General features: G+C 59.1%; 15 protein-coding genes and 1 pseudogene. 5 read left to right on the plus strand and 11 right to left on the minus strand.

Annotated features, from left to right (window positions below):
- The first annotated feature begins 966 nt into the window (after window positions 1–966).
- Entirely contained in the window at window positions 967–2,052 is a 1,086-nt protein-coding gene (gene gmd, locus AAE027_RS35225) for a GDP-mannose 4,6-dehydratase (RefSeq protein WP_370990508.1), read from the plus strand.
- On the plus strand, window positions 2,033–3,040 hold the full coding sequence (locus AAE027_RS35230; protein ID WP_370990509.1) for a GDP-L-fucose synthase family protein: 1,008 nt from the start codon (window positions 2,033–2,035) through the stop codon (window positions 3,038–3,040). Before gmd ends, AAE027_RS35230 begins: the two co-directional genes overlap by 20 nt.
- A 285-nt stretch (window positions 3,041–3,325) precedes the next feature.
- On the opposite strand, the gene AAE027_RS35235 is transcribed toward AAE027_RS35230, so the two are convergent.
- The 9 genes from AAE027_RS35235 to bioB form a co-directional block, all read right to left on the minus strand.
- Window positions 3,326–4,336 carry an MFS transporter gene (locus AAE027_RS35235; protein WP_370990510.1) on the minus strand — a complete coding sequence of 337 codons (1,011 nt, stop codon included), beginning with the start codon at window positions 4,334–4,336 and terminating at the stop codon, window positions 3,326–3,328.
- Window positions 4,337–5,449: 1,113 nt separating this feature from the next.
- Window positions 5,450–5,878 carry a hypothetical protein gene (locus AAE027_RS35240; protein WP_370990511.1) on the minus strand — a complete coding sequence of 143 codons (429 nt, stop codon included), beginning with the start codon at window positions 5,876–5,878 and terminating at the stop codon, window positions 5,450–5,452.
- Window positions 5,879–5,931: 53 nt separating this feature from the next.
- Entirely contained in the window at window positions 5,932–9,036 is a 3,105-nt protein-coding gene (locus tag AAE027_RS35245; protein ID WP_370990512.1) for an efflux RND transporter permease subunit, read from the minus strand.
- Between the two features lie 712 nt (window positions 9,037–9,748).
- The gene (panC, locus tag AAE027_RS35250) at window positions 9,749–10,600 is read right to left on the minus strand and encodes a pantoate--beta-alanine ligase (RefSeq protein ID WP_370990513.1); all 852 of its coding nucleotides are present in this window, start codon (window positions 10,598–10,600) and stop codon (window positions 9,749–9,751) included.
- A 13-nt stretch (window positions 10,601–10,613) separates the two neighbouring features.
- Window positions 10,614–11,486, minus strand: coding sequence for a 3-methyl-2-oxobutanoate hydroxymethyltransferase (gene panB / locus AAE027_RS35255; protein WP_130219850.1), 873 nt, complete (start codon window positions 11,484–11,486; stop codon window positions 10,614–10,616).
- A 356-nt stretch (window positions 11,487–11,842) separates the two neighbouring features.
- Window positions 11,843–13,105, minus strand: a complete 1,263-nt coding sequence (locus AAE027_RS35260) for an adenosylmethionine--8-amino-7-oxononanoate transaminase (protein WP_130219849.1) — start codon at window positions 13,103–13,105, stop codon at window positions 11,843–11,845.
- On the minus strand, window positions 13,105–13,737 hold the full coding sequence (gene bioD / locus AAE027_RS35265; RefSeq protein WP_091881524.1) for a dethiobiotin synthase: 633 nt from the start codon (window positions 13,735–13,737) through the stop codon (window positions 13,105–13,107). Before bioD ends, AAE027_RS35260 begins: the two co-directional genes overlap by 1 nt.
- Window positions 13,719–14,888 carry an 8-amino-7-oxononanoate synthase gene (locus AAE027_RS35270; protein ID WP_018322489.1) on the minus strand — a complete coding sequence of 390 codons (1,170 nt, stop codon included), beginning with the start codon at window positions 14,886–14,888 and terminating at the stop codon, window positions 13,719–13,721. The genes bioD and AAE027_RS35270 overlap by 19 nt, the downstream gene beginning before the upstream one ends.
- Before the next feature lie 125 nt (window positions 14,889–15,013).
- Window positions 15,014–16,063, minus strand: a complete 1,050-nt coding sequence (gene bioB, locus AAE027_RS35275; protein WP_370990516.1) for a biotin synthase BioB — start codon at window positions 16,061–16,063, stop codon at window positions 15,014–15,016.
- Between the two features lie 125 nt (window positions 16,064–16,188).
- Here bioB and AAE027_RS35280 point away from each other — a divergent pair, with 125 nt between their 5' ends.
- On the plus strand, window positions 16,189–16,827 hold the full coding sequence (locus AAE027_RS35280; RefSeq protein WP_085964263.1) for a GntR family transcriptional regulator: 639 nt from the start codon (window positions 16,189–16,191) through the stop codon (window positions 16,825–16,827).
- 819 nt (window positions 16,828–17,646) lie between these two features.
- Here AAE027_RS35280 and AAE027_RS35285 read toward each other — a convergent pair.
- Together AAE027_RS35285 and AAE027_RS35290 are read right to left on the minus strand one after the other, a co-directional pair.
- The gene (locus AAE027_RS35285) at window positions 17,647–17,892 is read right to left on the minus strand and encodes a recombinase family protein (RefSeq protein WP_370990514.1); all 246 of its coding nucleotides are present in this window, start codon (window positions 17,890–17,892) and stop codon (window positions 17,647–17,649) included.
- A pseudogene (locus AAE027_RS35290) lies at window positions 17,849–18,070 on the minus strand (ATPase, T2SS/T4P/T4SS family); the annotation flags it as partial. The gene AAE027_RS35285 and the pseudogene AAE027_RS35290, both read right to left, overlap by 44 nt.
- 688 nt (window positions 18,071–18,758) lie before the next feature.
- On the opposite strand from AAE027_RS35290, the gene groES reads away from it, so the two are divergent.
- Window positions 18,759–19,073 carry a co-chaperone GroES gene (gene groES, locus AAE027_RS35295; RefSeq protein WP_091881514.1) on the plus strand — a complete coding sequence of 105 codons (315 nt, stop codon included), beginning with the start codon at window positions 18,759–18,761 and terminating at the stop codon, window positions 19,071–19,073.
- Between the two features lie 88 nt (window positions 19,074–19,161).
- Window positions 19,162–19,405, plus strand: a 244-nt coding sequence (locus AAE027_RS35300) for a TCP-1/cpn60 chaperonin family protein (protein WP_370990515.1), incomplete at its 3' end; no start/stop codon positions are given.

Consider the following 19,405-nt stretch of genomic DNA (forward strand, 5'->3'; position numbering starts at 1 on the left):
AGTAACTGAGTCTTTCCGCCTCACTGATAGACCCTTCGAGAGGCTCACGTTCCGTCTCGGCTGCGCTCCATTGGGGACATAGAAAGAGGAAACCTGCCCATGGCTTCTACATGATCTGCTGCCCATACATTTGCGCAGCCGCTCTAGCGTGAATTGTCCTTTGTCACAGGAAACATTTCGCCGACGCGGGTTTAAGAGGCTCATCATACTCGGACCGAAGCAAGTTACGGTCGTCGAGACTAAACGATTGGCGTCGAAGCTCTATTGTACGAACGTAAACTCTTGATATCGATACGTTCGATTATCTATACCAACGTTGGCTACTCTTTCTCATTTTGTCTTGCGTCGACGGTCCACTGCCTGCCGCGAGTTGGATATTGGCAAAGGCGCTGATCACGGTTGATGAGTCGACCGCCAAGGCCGGCTGTTCTGTTCGGAAGTTAACGGTACGGGCGCTTTGTAGATTACGAATTGATGCGCAGGCTTGACTGTGTGCTGGCTTGCATGTCGTCATTCCGACAAATGCATTGACGACTGCGGCCTCAGCCCATCGCTCTCCCAAGCCATGACGAGACCACGCGAATGCAGACATGCGCCTCAGGATAGATAAGGAACACAGACCGTCGGCTTCCATCTCATTGGAAATATCAGCCCGGGGGCACGCGCGGCCGGGCGCGTAACGGCGTTTGCCATCGATCTCGCGCGCTTAGGATCATCGCGGATATCAGGCAGGTTGCGAGGGTTAGTTGACTTTCATTTTTTGAAGCTCAATGGGTTGGCACCCTCCAGTCCAATATAAATCAATGTATATAGTGTGCATTCCTGCATGATGTGTATGACTGGAGCTAACGATCGCTTTCCTCTAATTGCGGGTGGGGCGCGCTTGCGCATCTAGATTTCTCGAGAAACGGCTTCGCAATAGCGTTTCACAGGGAGGCTTTCTTTCCGGCGCAACTAAGAGAAACCATGGCGGCTCAGGACTCAAAGCGGCGCGTTGCGCTGATCACCGGCGTCACCGGGCAGGACGGCGCATATCTCGCCGAGTATCTGCTCGGTCTCGGCTACACCGTGCACGGGATCAAGCGCCGGTCGTCCTCGTTCAACACAGCGCGCGTCGATCATCTCTACCGGGATCCGCATGCCGGCAACGTGCCGTTCCTGATGCACTATGGCGACATGACGGATTCGACCAATCTGATCCGGCTGGTGCAGCAGATCCGGCCGACCGAGATCTATAACCTGGCCGCCCAGAGCCATGTCGGCGTCAGCTTCGAAAGCCCGGAATACACCGCCAACGCCGACGCAATCGGCGTGCTGCGCCTTTTGGAAGCGATCCGTATCCTCGGCATGGAAAAGGAGACGCGGTTCTACCAGGCCTCCACCTCCGAGCTCTACGGCCTGGTGCAGGAAGTTCCGCAGAAGGAGACCACGCCGTTCTATCCGCGCTCGCCCTACGGCGTCGCCAAGCTCTATGGCTATTGGATCACAGTGAACTACCGTGAGGCCTATGGTATATTCGCCAGCAACGGCATCCTGTTTAACCATGAGAGCCCGGTCCGCGGCGAGACCTTCGTGACGCGCAAGATCACCCGGGCCGTCGCCCGCATCGAGGTCGGGATCGAGGACACGCTCTATCTCGGCAATCTCGATGCCAAGCGTGACTGGGGCCATGCCCGCGACTATGTCGAGGGCATGCACAGGATCCTGCAGGTCGACGAGCCCGGCGACTTCGTGCTCGCGACCGGCGAGACTCGGTCGGTCCGCGAGTTCGTCGAGCTGGCGTTTGCCGAGGTCGGGCGCAGCATCGAATGGCGCGGCAAGGGGGTCGAGGAGGTCGGCCTCGACAAGGCGTCCGGCAAGACCCTGGTGCAGATCGATCCGGCCTATTTCCGTCCGACCGAGGTTGATCTCCTGATCGGCGACGCCAGCAAGGCGCGCGCGAAACTCGGCTGGGCGCCGAAGACGCCGTTCTCGCAATTGGTGAAGGAAATGGTCGCCAGCGATCTCGTCCAAGCCAGGCAGGACGCAGCCAATGGCAAGCACGGCGTTTGAGCTGAAGGGCAAGACGGTTTTCGTCGCCGGCCATCGCGGCATGGTCGGCGCGGCGCTGATGCGCCGGCTGGCACGCGAACAGGCCGATCTCTTGACGGTGTCGCGCAGCGAGGTCGACCTGCGCGACCAGGCCGCGGTGAATGCCTGGTTTGCCGCGAAGCGGCCGCAGGCCGTGTTCCTCGCCGCCGCCAAGGTCGGCGGCATCGTCGCCAACAACACGCTGCGCGCCGAGTTTCTGCACGACAATCTGGCGATATCGAGCAACGTGATCCAAGCGGCCCATGCCAATAGATGCGAGAAGCTAATGTTCTTCGGCTCCTCCTGCATCTATCCGCGCCTGGCGCCGCAGCCGCTGCGAGAGGATTCGATGTTGACCGGCCCGCTGGAGCCGACCAACGAACCCTATGCCATCGCCAAGATCGCCGGCATCAAAATGGCCGAGGCCTATCGCAGCCAGTACGGCGCCGATTTCATCAGCGTGATGCCGACCAATCTCTACGGCCCCGGCGACAACTATCACCCCGAATACAGTCACGTCGTCGCCGCGCTGATCCGCCGCTTTCACGAGGCCAAGATTTCGGGCGGCGGCAACGTCGTGGTGTGGGGCACCGGCACGCCGCGCCGCGAATTCCTCTATGTCGACGATCTCGCCGACGCCTGCATCCATCTGATGAAGACCTATTCCTCGCCGGAACTGGTCAATATCGGTACCGGCGAGGACATCAGCATCGCCGAGCTAGCACTCATGGTCGCGGCCGCCGTCGGTTTTCGCGGTGAGATCAGCTTCGACACGTCGCGCCCGGACGGCACGCCGCGCAAGCTGCTCGACGTCGGGCGGCTGTCCGGGCTCGGCTGGCGCGCCACGACCTCTCTTGAGGACGGCATTCAGCTGGCATACCGGGCGTATCGCGTCGACAGCGATGGACGGCAGCAGAGTGATCTGCCTGTTCCCGATAACGGACCACTCCTACGTATCAATCATCGGTGAACGTCCAGCCTAGCGGACTTGCCGCTCACGTAACAACCAATTTTGCTTCGCAGTTGACAAGCGTTCATTGTCAACAACGCGCTCAGTTGGACGTCTAGAACCCGAGTGACGCGGTGTATCCTAGCTATGACGCCGCCAATCGACTTGCAGGAAAAGGAGAATGGCCATCATCGACACCTGCTGCCATCAAGTTGAGATCTCATCGACTCTAAGCCGCTAGACGCCGACCGGTGGACGATCATTAGCCGGGAGCGTGCTGGTGTCCCCTTCCTCTCGACCAACGGCTTAGCGATGGTCTGTCATCATTATCCTCGCCGACAGCGTAACGATGGACATGAGCGCGCCTAACATCCCGAACGCCAAGGGCAAGCCAAACATGTGTGCGGCGAGCCCGATGCTGGCAGGCCCGACGAGTATACCCGCGTAGCCGACTGTCGTGATGACCGCGATCGCAACGCCTGCTGGCATCACTGTCTGTTTGCCGGCGCGTCGACATAGTATGGGTACAACATTTGAAATACCCAATCCAATAAGCAGGAACCCCGCCATAGCAATCAACGCAACGGGCGCGGCCACCACAGCCAAGAAGCCTGTCACGATCGGCAGAGTCCCGAGCATCAATGTGGCACGGTCGCCGATTCGCGCCACCGCGGCATCTCCGCTGAGACGCCCTGCGGTCATTGCGATTGAGAAGAGCATACAACCAATGCCCCCGTGCGCCTCCGCGAGAAGATCTCGTTCAACGAGAAGCAAAGCGCTCCAATCGAGCATTGCACCTTCGACAAGAAAGGTGATAGCCGCGAGCACAGCTATTAGCAACACACTGCGATGGGGCAAGACAAACAATGGCCCCTGCTGCCTCGAACCCGTCGCGAGCAACCCCGGCCAGGCCGACACAATCGCGATCGTCATTAACGCCGAACAAGCCAACGTCGAAAAAAGCGGGCCAAGCTGCAGCGAGAGTAACGACGTCACGGCGGCAGAGCCGGTGAATTCCCCAATGCTGTACTGGGCGTGGAAGCCAGACATCAATGGACGGCCGGTGGCGCGCTCCAATTCAATCGCATGAATGTTCATGGCTACATCGATCGAGCCGAGTGAAGCGCCGAAAGCAAACAGCGTGGCACCGAGCCCGAGAAATGTGTCGGCAATTGCAAGCCACGGCAGGGTGATCGCGAGTCCAAGTCCACCCGCGAGGATAATGGGCTTGCTGCCGTACCGCGCATTCGACACGCTGGTCAAAAGCATAGCGATGACGGATCCCGTTCCGAGACAGAGCAGCAGAAGACCAAGCATGCGGTCATCCACCGCGAGCCGCTCCTTGGCGAGTGGCACCAAAGGCGCCCAGGCCGCGAGACCGACTCCGGCCACAAAAAATGCGAGCCGTGTCCCAAGCAGGCCGGCAGACCAATTAGCGGATGGTATCACGGGCGCTCCTGAGAGAACGGGCTCGCGAGCGCGACGCCCGTCATCCTGCGTGCGTCGCCTGCAAGCGGCGCGATCGACAATGATGGCCTCAAGTTGACATTCTTTAGCCCTGCAAATGCAATGCCGTCACAAAAACTGGACTACGTCACTGAGCAAACGACAAGTAGGGGTGATCGTCGAGTCCGTGATGCGGTGTTTCGGCTACTCTTTCCCGGATGAGCTAGCCATGGGGTGATAGTTTTTGCTGGTCTGCGACGGCTGGAGGCGCAACGCTCACTATGGCCTTGTCGCAAAGCCTACAAAGCCTGCAAAGCCAACGGCGCCCGACGCCACTGTGTACTTGGCGCGAACACGCCGTAGGTTTTCCGACAGCTTTTGTAAAATCGGGAGCTCTCATCACGAGTAACGGCGCTGACTCACAAGATCAATACAAGCCCGCTATCACGCGCAAGCCGTCAATGTCGGCCCGATACTTTTGATATTCGATTATTCCTGGTTTCAGGCGGCTAGGTGGTTCCCCACGTCGCGCTCGCTGTGCCGTGTCTCGAGTGATCCGTTTGTCTGGCGCGTTTGCCGCCGGCAACCACAGCCACGGCGAGTGGCATGGCGACAAGATCAACCTCCAAAAGTTTAGGGCTGTCCTGTGATCCCGAATTCCCCGGCACCGGTGCGCTGGGCTGTCATAGAGCAATCAACCAGATTTACATGCCATCATTGTCGCCGCGGAAGAGAGCGGCGTCGCTCAGGTCCACGACGCGCGCGCATTCGATACCGAGGTGCCCGCCGGCATCGTTCAAGCGCTTATATCCGCAGTTCGCCGAGCCCGTCGCTCTGATCAAATCGGGCTGTGGGTGGTAAGGAGCAAGTGTAGCAGGCACAGATCCATCAGTATCGCCGCCGCCCTCACGTTATAAGCCCAGGCGCTCTGCACTAGATCGAGCTCGATCAGCACCTGTGACAAACCGACGCCCGCATCAAAGCTCATGCAGATGCGTCGAAATATCTCCGGATCAAGCCGGCGAATGAGGTAGGACCCCAGAGGGATGCCAAGCATAACACTGGGCATGAAAACATAGAGCAAGCTGCCGCTTTCGGGAACAAGCCGAGCTGATAATAGACGAAGGCGGTCACGCTCGATTCCGCCACGCGAACCAGGGCTAGGCCGGCGCGAAACTCGTGTTTAACCAGGCCCTGGTTGTTAAACAGCATCGCTAAGGGAGGGCCGGAGATAGTCGTCACCAAATAGAGGATGCCCAGCATCGACCCGAATGGCAGGCCGATCAGCCAGCTTGCTTCGACAGGGCGGCGCCAACCCGCAGCTTGCAGCAGGATCAGGGACAGAATGATCGTGTCGGTGCACCTGATGCTCGGCAAGCTCGGCACCACGGGCGTGAAGATCTCGATGCGCAAGTGAGCGTGAGGCGATCGCAGCCACACTGAGCGAACCTAGATTGATTCTATCGTCATTGCTTGGCCAGCTGGGCATCAGCAGCGCCGGTGAGGTCGAGCTCGGGGGCGATCTTCGCGCGGCCGGAGCTCGCATCGGCACGGTGATCGGACGCGATCGCGACGTAGACCGCCGGCAGCACGAAGAGCGTGAACAGCGTGCCGACAGACATGCCAGCGACGAGCACGAGCCCGATCGAGAAGCGGCTCGCGGCGCCAGCTCCCGTTGCCGTCAACAAGGGTATGAAGCCCGTGACCATTGCCGCCGTGGTCATCAAGATTGGACGCAGTCGGACGCGCGCCGCCATCTCTATAGCCGAGCGACGGTCAAGTCTCTCCTTGAGCTGCAGCTCATTGGCGAACTCAACCATCAGGATGCCGTGCTTGGAAATCAACCCGACCAGTGTCAACAGTCCGATCTGGGTGTAGATGTTCATCGTCGCCCAGCCAAAGAATGGCGGGATCAAGGCGCCGACGATTGCCATTGGGACGCTGATCATGATGATGAGGGGATCGCGCAGACTTTCGAACTGCGCCGCAAGCACCAAGAATATGATGATCAGTGCAAATGCAAACGTAATCGCCAGTTGGTTACCCTCGTGCACATATTGGCGGGCGTCGGCGAGGAAGTCGTGGCTGAAGCCTGCGGGCAGTTTCTTTGCCTCAGCTTCCAGGAAGTCCACAGCCTGACCGATCGTGACGCCTGGCATCGGCACGGCCTGAAAGGTTGCGCAATTGAGCTGGTTGTAGTGGGTGAGCGCGTTCGGATCGGTCGCAGTCTCGATGGAGACTACGGTGGACAGCGGGAGCATCGAGCCCGTCGCTGTCTTCACATAATAGCTCCCGATGGCTTGCGGCGCCAGGCGTTCCTCGCGTGGGACCTGCGGGATCACCTGGTAGGAGCGGCCCTGTAAATTGAAGCGGTTGACGTAGTTTCCGCCAAGTAAGGTGGCGAGCGCGTTACCGATGGTCTGCATGGTGATGCCAAGCTCGTTGGCCTTGGATCGATCCACCTTGACTCGTACCACCGGCTGGTTGAACTCGAGGTCGGAGTCGCTCACCATGAACAGACCGCTCTTCCGCGCGGCATCTTTCAGCTTCGACATCTGCTCGTAGACGGATTGGAAGCCAAGCGTCGAATTGATCACCATCTGCACTGGTAGGCCATCCGAACCGCCCGGAAGCGGCGGCAAGCTAAAGGCAAACGCGTTAATGCCTTCGATTTTGGACAGCTCGGCCTGGACAAGGGACTTTAGCGCAATCGATGATCGCTTGCGCTCGTCCCATGGCTTGAGCAACATGCCGGCCAAGCCACTCTGCTGGCCGCTAACGCCGTTGAGCACGAAGCTCAAATCAGTCTCGGGAAATTTCTGGAACGCGTTTTCGATCTTGGTACCGTAATAGTCGAGGTAGTCGATATTGGCGTATTTCGGCGCCTTGGTTAGAGCGAATACGATACCTTGATCCTCCTCGGGTGCGAGTTCCTTGGAAGTATGCATATAGAGAAAGCCGACGAGGCCCAGCATGGTCAGCGCAAACAGGCCGGTAATCGGACGATAGTCGAGCGAGCGGTCGAGCTTGCGGCCGTACCATCGTGTCATGGCGCTGAACCCGCGGTTCACAAGTCTTGCAAACCGCCCCTCCTCAGCGCGTTTCAGGAAGAGCGAGCACATCATCGGCGACAGCGTCAAAGCGATCACGCCCGACACGATCACCGCTCCCGCTAGCGTAAACGCGAACTCGCGGAATAGCGCACCGGTGAGGCCGCCGAGAAATCCGATTGGGGCATATACCGCAGCCAAGGTAATCGTCATGGAGACAACGGGGCCGACGATCTCGCGCGCGCCCCTTGTAGCAGCCTGTAGGGGCAGCGCACCTTCTTCTAAATGGCGATGAATGTTCTCCACCACCACGATCGCGTCATCGACCACGAGACCGATCGCGAGAACCATCGCAAGGAGAGTCAGGAGATTGAATGAAAACCCCAGCGCCAGCATCATGCTGCAGACACCGACGAGCGACAACGGAATAGTGACTACAGGAATGATGACCGACCGCAGCGAGGCCAGGAACAGGAAGACTACCACCACCACGACCACGACGGCCTCGATGAGCGTCTTCTCCACTTCATCGATCGACGATTGAATGAATTTGGTGGAGTCGTAGGCCACTTTCATCTTCAGTGACGGCGGCAGGTTACGCTCCATTTCTGGAAACAGCGCCCGAACGCCTCGCACTATGTTTAGCGGATTGCCTTGCGGGCTCGCCCGAACGCCGATAAAGACCCCGTGCTCGCCGTTCATTGCGACGCTGGTGTCTGTGGTCTGCGCAGCAAGCTCGACTACTGCAATGTCCTCCATGCGCACAAAGCCACCGTCATTGGCTTTGACGATCATGCGCTTGAAGTCATCGACACTCCGCAGATCGGTGTTTGCCGTAACATCAGAGATAGTGAAATAGCCCTTGGTCTGGCCGGCCGCGGCCTGGAAGTTGTTAGCGGCGATTGCAGCCGAAACGTCAGCCGGCGACACGCCGTGCCCTGCCATTTTCGCTGGATCGAGCCATAGCCGCATCGCAAAACTCTGGCCGCCCAGGATGTCTGCCGCTGCGACGCCGTCGACGGTTGACATAACGGGTTGCACGACGCGCGAGAGGTAGTCGGAGATCGCGCTGGCCGTCAGTTCCTCGCTGGAGAAGGCGATATACATGACGGCGGTGGCCTGACCGGTCGACTTAGTGACGACCGGATCGTTTGATTCTTTCGGTATTAAATATTTGACTGAATTGACCTTGGAGAGAACCTCGGTGAGCGCCTCGTTGGGATCGAAATTCAGCTTGATGTAGACTTGGATCGTCGAGGTACCGAGCACCGATGAGGAATTGATGTGGTCGACGCCCTCGGCGGAAGCGACTGCCTGCTCCAGGGGAGTGGTGATGAACCCCTGGATCATGTCGGCGGAGGCGCCAGGATAGGAAGTCGTGATATTGACGACCGTATTAGATAGCTTGGGATACTGCCGGATCGGCAGTACGGTGGCCGCGCGAAAACCGATCAGCAAGATCAGGAAACTGACGACGATAGACAATACCGGACGTTTGATGAAAAGCTCAGTAAATGCCATCTCGACTCGCATTTCAAGAGGGGGATGCAAATTCGCCAGCAACTTGCGCTACGGCAATGATCAGCAATGCGGCAACTGCGCTAAAGCCCGTAGTATGAGGGAAGCATTATCGGCTACTCTAAGGGCTCACACGTTCATGAGCATAGCGTGCCCAATCCTCCGCTTCTCCATTTTCGTCGCTTGAATGAATGTTGGCTCCGCTGTTCTGATCGCTGATCGCGATCTCGAATAGTGGGCACCTTCTTAAGATGAAGCCCCTGGCTTTTTGCGTGCAATCGGCCAAAGGTCCGACTCAAGATGTTCGTCCTCACACCTGATTGGAACGCACTGACTTCTAGCAAGCTATCAGTTCAGGCTTCGCGCCGACCCGTCGATCGAATGATCCAGGTTCGACATCGAAAGTACAAACGAACCTGACGGGTGCTCAACTGTACAAGGGTAAGTGGGTAATATAGCATCGGCTGCAAAACACTATACCAAGGTTTGTCGAAACGGTCGCTGGTCGCAGCCGCGCGAAACCTGTGACGTTGCCAGACGCAAAGTTCTCGGTCCCACAATATTCCGCAAGCATCCCCTATCGCATCGCTAACTCGCTGAACAACGTCGGTTCGGAGTTCGCCCTTTGCTACCAGGTCGACACGTCTGTCGGAAAAGTTGCCTGGAGCACTTCTTCAAGCTCAATATGCTGGGTACTGTTTGGCTACGCATTGCGCTACGGAGTTGGCAACGCCAGCATTACGTTGTCGATCAGCCGGGTCGGGCCGACGTAGGCTGCCGCACAAAGCGCCGCGGGGCGTCGCAGTGGACTGTCGGCGGTGTTGAGCGTGTCACCGTCGACAAGTTCAAGATACTGCAGTCGGTCAACTGCCTCTAAATGCTCCTTGGCGATCGCAATCAGCTTTTCTACGTTGCGCTCTCCTGAGCGAAATTCATCCAGCGCGGCGGTTAGTGCACGATTGATCGCAAGGGCCCGCTGACGTTCTTCCTTGCTGAGATACCGGTTGCGACTGCTCATCGCGAGCCCATCCTGTTCGCGAACGGTTGGTACGGCGACGATCTCGATCGGGAGATTGAGATCGACCGCCATGCGGCGCACGACTGCGCATTGCTGAAAATCCTTCTGGCCAAAAAACACGACGTCGGGCTGCACCATGTTGAACAACTTGCATACGACAGTCGCGACACCGCGAAAATGTCCAGGCCTGAAGGCTCCGCACAGAGGTTTCGCGAGGTCGCCCGGTTCAACGAAGGTCTCAAAATGGCTCGGATAGACTTCCTGTGCATCCGGCGCAAAGAGGATCGCAACACCGGCATCGCGGCACAGTCCCTCATCGCGCAAGAAGGCTCGCGGGTAGGTGCTGAGATCCTCGTTTGGTCCGAACTGAGTGGGGTTGACGAAGATGCTGACGACGGTGACGTCGCATTGCGCCCGGCTCGCCGCGATCAGCGCCAGGTGGCCATCGTGGAGATAGCCCATTGTCGGCACGAATCCGACCCGTTGATCGGCACTGCGGGATTTTGCGAGAGTGCGGCGAAGCTCAGCGACCGTCGTGATTGTTTGCATGTCGAGCTCTACATCAGGTTGGGTTGGATGGCGCCCAGTTGGTAATTGCCTCGCCGACACCTTCAGGAAGTCGATAGGACTCTTGCGCTGCCGGGAATGCACCACTGCGGACATCCGCGGCCCAGCGCGAAAGCGCATCATGCAACTGCTGGAAGCCTTCTGCATAGGCGCGAACGAATTTGGGGCGACGACCTTCGGTCAGGCCCAGCACATCGTGAAACACGAGCACCTGCCCTGAACAGTCCGGGCCGGCGCCGATTCCGATCGTTGGTATTGTCAAGGAATCGGTTGCTCGAGCAGCAAGCTCGGCCGGAATGCCTTCCAACACCAAAGCGAAACAGCCGGCCTCCTGCAGACGGTGAGCATCATCGAGCAGCCGCAGCGCTTCGTCCGCTTTCCGGCCCTGCACCTTGAAGCCGCCCATGACATTGACGCTCTGGGGCATAAGACCCAGATGACCCATCACGGGAATCTCGCAATCGACAAGGGCACGTACCATCTCGATACGCTTGCCGCCGCCCTCGAGCTTCACCGCGGCTGCGCCACGTTGCAGGAATCCGCCGGCATTGCGTATGGTTTCTTCGACGCTGAGGTGGAAGCTAAGAAACGGCATATCGGCGACGAGCAAAGCACGAGGCTTGGTGCGTGCAACGGCTTCCAGATGATGGTTCATCATCGCCACGCTTACGGGCAGCGTGTTTTCAAATCCAAGGCAAACGTTACCGACACTGTCACCAACGAGAATGATGTCGACGGAAGGATCCGCGATGCGCGCCGCAACCGCGTCGTAGGCAGTCGTCATGACGAGACGCCGGCTGTCCTGCTTCCAGCGCTGCAGCATGGGAATCGTGATGCGCTCGACCGGCTGCTGCGAAACGTGGCTCATTTGGTCCCCATTGCGTCGACGACCTCAGTTCCATTCTGCGGTGCGCAGTGGCAAGGCTTTGATGTCAACCAACTCGCCGACTGCTTAGCAGAGAGTACTTTTCTCATTTGAAACACCGTTGAGCCTTTACGCACTTGGTACTTCCTAGGGAGCATGGAAGAAAATTGTCAACCTCGGGAGAAAAAAAGAAATCGATTCCTCGAAAATGGCGCGGCGACGGATGGAAATTCCTTTTGGTTGCGCGATCACCAGACGAAGACTTTCTCGGCCGGTGTGTTGGGTCATGCGGGCGTGGCCAATGGCTTCGGAAGATTCGCCGACAGGCTGTCGCGATCCACGACCGATCCGGCCTTCTTCTAGACCAGCTCATCGGCTGCATCGTTAATTGCAGCGTAGATTTCCTCGAGGTCCGCCGACGTGACACAATACGGCGGCATGACATAGATCGTATTGCCAAGCGGGCGCAGCAGCAGATCTCGATCGCTAAAGAACGCCTGCAGCCTCGGCCCGATATTGGCGAGGTAGCCCTCGTCGCACACCTTCAGCTCGAGTGCTGTGATAGTACCAGTCTGACGGACATTCCCGAAGCGTGCGTCCGCGCGAAATGGCTCGATTTTGTGTTTCTGCATTGCAGCGACGGAGGCCACGCGCTCGTAAGTCTCATGGTTGCACCAGAGATCCAGGTTCGCCTTGGCAGCGGCACACGCCACCGGATTTGCCGTGTAAGAACTGGAGTGGAAGAAGGTGCGGGTTCGGTCTTTCGAATAGTGTGCGTCGAAAATGTCCGCGCGGCAGAGCGTCACCGCAAGCGGAAGAGAGCCACCCGTGAGGCCCTTGGAATAGCAGGCAATGTCGGGCGTGACACCAGCCTGCTCGCAAGCGAATAATGTTCCAGTGCGCCCCCAGCCTGTCATGACCTCGTCGGCAATGAACAGGACGCCTGAGGCCTCACAGATCCGTTTCATTTCATTTAGGACCCAAGCAGGATACATAAGCATCCCGCCAGCTCCCAGGATCAGGGGTTCGACGATGAAGGCAGCCGGATTTTCGTTGCGACACGCGGCCTCGAGCGCGTCGAGCGTCGGCTGTTCATGACCCAGCGCCGGGAACGGCACTGAGGTAACCTCGAACAGCAGAGGTTCGTAGGCCGCATTGAACACACCACGCGCGCCGACCGACATCGTCCCCACCGTGTCGCCATGATAGGAATGCTGCATCACGACGATGCGTGAACGCGACTCGCCGATGTTGCGCCAATAGCCGAGCGCGAACTTCAGCGCGACCTCCACACTGGTCGAGCCGCTGTCGGAGAAGAAGACGTAGTCGAGGCCGCGGGGCGCAAGTTTCAAAAGCAGGGAGGCAACCTCTTCGGCGGGTTCATGAGTGTGGCCCGCGAAGATGATCTGGTTGAGCTTTTCCGCCTGCTTCTGAATGGCACTCACGATGTATGGATGGCAATGGCCATGGGTCACAACCCACCAGGACGCGATCGCATCGATGATGCGACGGTCATCCGCGGTGTAAAGATATGCACCCTCGCCGCGCAAAACCTTTATCATCTCGCCTTGCAGCGCATGTTGGGTAAACGGATGCCAGATCCGCGACTTTGCTTTGCACATTATGAATCGAAATCGCCACCATGGAACGAGACCTTGAAGGCCGCGCGAAGCGCGTTGGCCGTGAGTGGAGCAAGGCACGGCAGCCGGCCCAGCTTCCGCACTTGTCCGATCCTGCAAATGGTGCTCTCGGTGTCGACGTTCTCTTCGCCGATGAACGCGATACCGCGAATTTCAATGTTGCGATTGTGCAAGGCCTCGAGCGAAAGCAGCGAATGATTGATGGTACCGAGGGCAGTGCGCGCGCAGAGAATGACTGGCAGCCGCCATCGTGCAAAGACGTCGATATAGAGTTCGTTGCGATTGAGCGGTACCATCAGCCCGCCTGCCCCTTCGATCACGAGCGGGCGATCCCCGGTGTCCGGTACATTGAGTGCGGTGGCGTCGATGTGAAGGCGATCGAGTTCTGCTGCGAGATGTGGTGAGGCTGGCGCTTCAAGACGATACCGCTCTGGCACAATCCGATCGTCGGGAAGTTCAGCCAGTCGTTCAACGACCTGGGAATCGATCTCCCCTCGAAGGCCAGCCTGGACAGGTTTCCAATAATAGGCATCAAGAAAATCGACGAGTCCTGCGGAAAAGATCGTCTTGCCGACCTCAGTGTCGGTGCCGGTGACTACGAATCGCCGAGCCATCTTGCCTCGCTTCCGGTTTCTTCCATCAAGGCATCGAGCAACGCACGCACATCATTCTCTCCGACATTCAGTGTCAGGGAGATTCGCAGCCGAGCTGTGCCCGCCGGCACAGTCGGTGGTCGGATTCCGCGAACGTCGAATCCGCGAGCCTGCAGCATCGATGCCAGTTTCATGGCGCGCGCGTTGTCGCCGACAATGTAAGGGACAATCTGGGAAACGGAGGGACTCCGGCCCCCGCGCAAGCGGATCTCCCGGTGTGTGAAGGCGACCAAGCTGGCCAGGCGTTGTTGCCGTTCCGGTTCCTCCTTCAAGATTGATAGCGCCTCCTGCACGGCAACAGCCAGCAAAGGCGACGGGGCGGTTGCAAAAATGAATGGACGGCAACGGTTGACCATGAAGTCGCGCAGCACTCTGCTCGCGGTGACGAGGGCACCGGCGGCGCCCAGCGCCTTGCCGCACGTATGAACGACCACCAGGTTCTCGCGCCCTTCATAGGGGGCGGTCAGCCCCTTTCCCTGCTCACCGTACACGCCAGTGGCATGAGCTTCATCTACCAAAAGAAACGCATCATGCCTGTCGGCGATTGCGACAAGCTCCTTGAGCGGCGCGAAATCGCCGTCCATGCTGTATAGACTTTCAGCCACGATCCAGACACGGCCCGTCCCGCCTTTCGCGCGCCAGTCGCGTATTGTGTTTTCGACCGACGTCGGGTCGTTGTGAGCGCTTTCGCGAAACTCGGCTCGTCCGGACCGTGCGCCTTCGTGAATGCTCGCGTGCACGAGCGAATCGAGTACCAGCAGATCGCCCCGTTGAGGCAGCGTCGTCAGGATGGCAAAATTCGCCACATATCCGCCGCTGAAAAACAGCGCCGTCTCGGCTCCGAAAAGGTGCGCGGCCTCCGCTTCGAGACGTTCGTGCTCGTCGCAATTTCCGCGCAGGAGTCGTGACCCGCCGGCCCCGATTGGAGTGCCGGCTTCCAGCGCCGCCGCCACAGCCTTCTTCATGCGCGGCGCACTCGCCAGCGCGAGATAGTCGTTCGATCCAAAATCAATGCCGGAACGCGGCGCTAGACGCCGCAGCCGCTCTTGCTCGTTCAGGGCCCGCAGGGCGGCGTGATAAGTGGCCACCTTGTCCGCGCGTGTTGGAGTCATTAATCAATCCCGCGTGTAGAAGGGGTGCTTGCGCAAATCACTCAGGCAGCCGCTAATCACGAAGCCCCGCTTCTTCCTGACATTCTTCAAAACGTCTCTCGAGGTCGGCGGACGCGGTTTGGGCGTCAATCGCTGTGAACGCTATTGTTAGCCGGCGCAGATTGCGTGTTGACCGGCTGCGCTTGGTCGAGGCTGGATTTGATGCCGAGCCGCCCAAGCAACTCCACGTCGCGCTCGCGCTGCGGGTTGCGCGTGGTCAGGAGCGCGTCGCCGATAAAGATCGAGTTAGCGCCGGCGAGAAGGCACAGCGTCTGCAATTCGTCGCTCATGTATTGCCGTCCGGCGGACAGCCGCACCACGCTTTGTGGCATCAGGATGCGTGCGACCGCGACGAGACGCGCGAGGGAGATTGGATCGGGCCGTTCCGCGGTTTCCATGACCGGCACGCCCTTGACCTCGTTCCAGAGATTGATCGGCACGCTCTCCGGATGGCTCGGCAGATTGGCGAGCAGCACCAGCATGCCTAGGCGGTCCACGACGCGCTCCCCCATGCCGATGATGCCGCCGCAGCAGACCTTGATGCCCGCCGCGCGCACCTCTGTGAGCGTGTCGATACGATCCTGCAAGATCCGCGTGGTGATGATTTGGCCATAGAATTCGGGCGAGGTATCGACGTTGTGGTTGTAGAAGTCGAGGCCGGCCTCACGCAAACGCTGCGCCTGAGGAGCGGTCAGCATTCCGAGCGTCACGCAGGTTTCCATTCCGAGACCCTTCACCGCGCTGACCATCTCGCAGACCTGGTCCAGGTCTCGGTCCTTCGGACTGCGCCACGCCGCCGCCATGCAGAACCGCGTCGCGCCGGCCGCTTTCGCGCGCTCGGCCGCCGCGATCACATCCGCCTTGTCCATCAGCCGCGTCGCTTTCAGCCCAGTGTCATAGTGCGCGCTCTGCGAGCAATAACCGCAATCCTCTGGGCAGCCGCCTGTCTTGATGCTGAGAAGGCTCGCGGTCTCCAGATGATTGGGATCAAAGCGGCGGCGGTGAACGGCCTGGGCGCGGAACATCAGGTCGGAGAATGGCGCGTTGTAGAGCGCCTCCGCCTCCCCAAGGGTCCAGTCGTGGCGAAGGGGTTCGATGTAGCCGTCGTCCGATTCTGTTTTCGCGCTTGGGACCATCCGAGCCACGAGGCCTCCTCTACAAACTATAGATAATCCTTGTGATTATCTATGATCTTCCATCTTGAGGTATGCTAACTGACGTCTGGCCGCCACGCACGATGTTTTCTGATAGATAATCTATGATGAATTTGAGCGACAACACGACAACTGCGCAACGCATTGCGCATTCGATCGGGCACCGCATTATCAGCGGCGCGCTACAACCAGACGCACCGCTGCGGCAGGACCATATCGCGCGCGAATTCAACTCGAGCCACGTCCCCGTGCGGGAGGCTTTTCGGCAACTGGAGGCACAACATCTCGTTGTTGCCGCCCCCCGCCGCGGCGTGCGCGTTGCATCGCTCGACGCGAAGTCGGTGAAGGAGATCGCCGAGATGCGCGCCGCGCTAGAGGTGGTCGCGCTGCGGAATGCCGCGCCGAAACTCACGTCGGCCCATCTGGCGCGGATTGAGCTGGCCCTGATCGAAGCAGACAACGCGGAGACAATTCAGGAATTCGAGATCGCGAATCGCACATTTCACCACGCTCTTGTGGCGCCCTGTGCAATGCCTCGATTGCTCGCCTGCCTCGATGGACTGCAACTCGCAAACTCGCGACTGGTGTTCGCGATGGCGCGCAGTGCCGGATGGCGTCCGCGCTCCAATCAGGATCACCGCTTGATTCTGCAAGCATTACGATCGCGCAATATCGATCAAGCCTGCGATCTGCTTGCGCGTCACATTCAAACCATTGAGCGCCTCGCCCTCCCAGCGTCATTATGAGGGACAAAAATGCAATCGCAGAGCACCATGCGGCGTCCATCGCTGGCACGATATTAAGATAGTCCTGCGATCAGCCTGCATCTCACACGAGTCCTAGCCAGCCATGATTCGCCACATCGTCCTATTCATAGCCAAGAACAAGACCACATCGATCGAATCGCCGACGGACTCTCGCGCGCAACCGCAAGGCCGATCAGCTCGGTAACGACATCGACTCGTTGTTTACGAAACACGAATTACTCGAACGCTACTCATATCTGGCCAGGATCCGTTCAGCAGCTACGAGGGCAAGACGATTGTACTGTCCGGTATAAGCATCCGGTGGATCTCCGTCAGGTCCTCCACCTTTCGGTCGTGTGACAAGGGTCCGCGCACCGACGAAAGGCATCGATCTCCTCCAGGATCAGCAGCGACGGCGCGCTACGCTTCGCTTGTTCGAACGCGGGGCCTCCGAGTTTGCTAGGTCAAACCTGAAGGTTGGTCTCCCGAGGACGGCGACGAGCGTTCCACCGCGTGGGTCTTGCCGTATCCTGGCGGTCCATAGAGCAAGATGCCGTTTGGAAGCTGTAACTGCAGCGCATGGTATCGTTCCGGATCCGCGCTTGGCTCGATTAGGTACTGGCGGAACTGCCAGGTAAGGCGAAAGCTTCGGGTGCCACGGACTCGGCGACGCTGGAGACGCCCAGCGCCTGCAGGAAGAAGCGACCGAACCCACGGAATCGCGGCTCGGACGGATTCCATGTCCAAGGACTGAATTTGCAACCAAGCGAGCAAGATCTGCGCGGCTAAGCTGCCTGATCTCCTCCGGTCCCGCCCGCTTTACGCAATGTCCAGGCGCATAGTCCCCCGCGGAGGTGGTATCCTCTCGTTGTTGAGATCGTGCGCGATTTCCCGAGGCGTACGGCCGTCCACGTATTCCTGAAAGATGCGCCGGATCACTTGTGCCTCGGTCTCGACAACGACTCCTTCGCCACTTCTTCCAGTGACCGCGGCGTATCCGTATGTCAGGCCACCCCCAGCTAAGCTGTTCGAGGCGGCGGAGCGCACCCAGCGCCGTGCCGGCATGAATCGTTCCGATCCCACCGGGGTGGCCGGTGCCCTAGGCCTTGAGGAGTTCCAACGCTTCGCTGCCCCGCACCTCCCCGACCGGAATGCGATCGGGGCGCAAACGCAGCGATGACCGGACCAGATCGGACAGAGACGCGACGCCGTCCTTGGTGCGCAGCGCGACCAGATGCAGAGCCGTGCGGGATCTCCTCACTATCATCTCCGAGCTTACGCCGCCGCAAGCTAACCTGGTCATGACGAGGGCCATCCAAGCCGTCCGAAGACGCCCGGCTTAGCTGGGTTTATGCTTTTCGGTTGCACGAGCAAGCCTCAGGACGATTGCGGCTCCAGGCGCAAGATCGTGGATGCGCCACATTGACGGCGTGTACTATGGCCTTGAGGTTTTTTCCTGCACGTCTCCGTTAGATGGCTCTGCTTTTGTTGAGCCGGCGAAAGAATTTCATGCCACGCTGTCGACCGTTCGCGTTCCGCTGCCGTTCGTTCGCGAATTATCTCCCCGCGTCTCGCGGGCGATGTAGCCAACCAGCGCCGCCAACACTTCTCCCAGTTCGTGCGTGCTGTCCGCCCACGGCTCCGCCAGTGACACTGACCAACGGCAGCCGTCCTAGAAGAGGCCAGGAAGCCGCGCGGACACATGCGGCGCTTATTACTGACGTAGATCGTCGCCCCCGAGAGGGCGCAGTCGTGTAAGAACTGAGATTATTTGTCCGTTCCGTACTGTATTTGTTGGAGCAGGACCCCTTACAGACCCTTGCTCCCGAAAAACACTTTCCTATTTCAGCTCCGCCCGCGCTAGCACTCGCGGGTAGCGATTGCTAACAAGCGTAAAATCCTCAACTCGTGCAAATACTTAGGAGGATTGCATGAAATTCCGTCCGCTTCACGACCGCGTCGTGGTCAAGCGCATCGACGCCGAAGAGAAGACCGCTGGCGGTATCATCATTCCCGACACTGCCAAGGAAAAGCCGTCTCAGGGGGAAGTCATCGCCATCGGCCCCGGCGGCCGCGATGAGGCTGGCAAGTTGATCCCGATCGACGTGAAGGTCGGCGATCGCGTCCTGTTCGGCAAATGGTCGGGCACCGAGGTCAAGATCGACGGCCAGGAGCTGTTGATCATGAAGGAGAGCGACATAATGGGCGTTCTCACCGATGTGTCTTCCAGCAAGAAGGCCGCCTAAATCCACCGCTCGCACCACTCACCCCTGAAGAGCGCCTGCCGGGCGCCCCGCCAAGGGTGGAAAGAATTGAACCTCAGGGAAAATCGTCATGTCAGCCAAAGAAGTCAAATTCGGCGTAGACGCGCGGGACCGCATGCTGCGCGGTGTCGACATCCTCGCCAATGCGGTGAAGGTCACTCTCGGTCCGAAGGGCCGCAACGTCGTGCTCGACAAGTCGTTTGGCGCTCCGCGCATCACCAAGGACGGCGTCACCGTCGCCAAGGAGATCGAGCTCGAGGACAAGTTCGAGAACATGGGCGCCCAGATGGTGCGCGAAGTCGCCTCCAAGTCCG

Origin of the sequence: Bradyrhizobium sp. DN3, from assembly GCF_041357655.1 — a bacterium.
In the GTDB taxonomy this organism is placed as follows: Bacteria; Pseudomonadota; Alphaproteobacteria; order Rhizobiales; family Xanthobacteraceae; genus Bradyrhizobium.